Source organism: Psychrobacter sp. APC 3279 (genome assembly GCF_030407795.1).
GTDB lineage: Bacteria > Pseudomonadota > Gammaproteobacteria > Pseudomonadales > Moraxellaceae > Psychrobacter.
On the sequence record NZ_JASDCR010000046.1, the window covers coordinates 1 to 846 of the forward strand.

An 846-nucleotide genomic window follows, 5' to 3' on the forward strand; every position below is an offset into this window, starting at 1 on the left:
TAGGGCGTGTCTTCAATTCATCTTACAATGAACGATAGTACACGCCAGATAAAGCATTGACTTAAAATTACGCGCTAACTTCTCATAGCGAGTGGCGATACTACGAAAGTGTTTAAGCCTTGCAAACATATTTTCAACAAGATGACGCAGCTTGTACAAATAGCTATCAAACTCTGGATTAGGCTGTTTGGCGTTCTTCCTTTTAGGAACGACAGGTATCATATTATGGCTGCGAGCTTTGTCTCTGATACACTCTGAGTCATAGCCTTTATCAGCGATAAAGTAATCTGCCTGTCCAATCATCTCAATCAATTCACCTGCAATTTGACTGTCGTGGACGTCACCCCCAGTGATTTTAAAATGGAGCGGATATCCATCGGCATCACAGGATAGGTGTATCTTTGTAGTTGCTCCACCACGGCTTTGTCCAATTGCTCGCTCTTCACCACGCCGAGCTCCACTTGCATGCTGATGACAGCGAACATAGCTTCCGTCTGTGAATACCCATTCCGTATCAACTTCTTTTCGTAAGCCAAAAAAAAATCCGCCCATAAGCCAGTTTTCGACCAGCGGTTGAAACGACTATAGGCTGTTTTCCACGAACATAATTCTTCAGGTATGTCACGCCAAGGCGCCCCTGTGCGTAGTTTCCACAGTATGGCTTCCATGATCTCTCGGCTGTTTTGAGTTTGATAGCAGCCGTACTTTATCATCGTCGATTGCAATTGATCCCAAAGCGTATCTGTTAATGCTTTTCTTGCCATAACTTGTATTTCTCGCATCGACTCAATAGATGCGGTATTGTAACTATTATTTAGGGCTTATCCAATTGAAGACACGCCCTAG

1 protein-coding gene is annotated in these 846 nt (G+C 43.7%); it reads right to left on the bottom strand.

Annotated features, from left to right (window positions below; all coding sequences use genetic code 11):
- Positions 1–12: 12 nt before the first annotated feature.
- A protein-coding gene (locus QL898_RS13745; protein WP_166739263.1) for an IS5 family transposase occupies positions 13–764 on the bottom strand; the annotation gives its coding sequence in 2 pieces (ribosomal slippage) (positions 13–557 and positions 557–764; 753 coding nt in all).
- Positions 765–846: the final 82 nt, after the last annotated feature.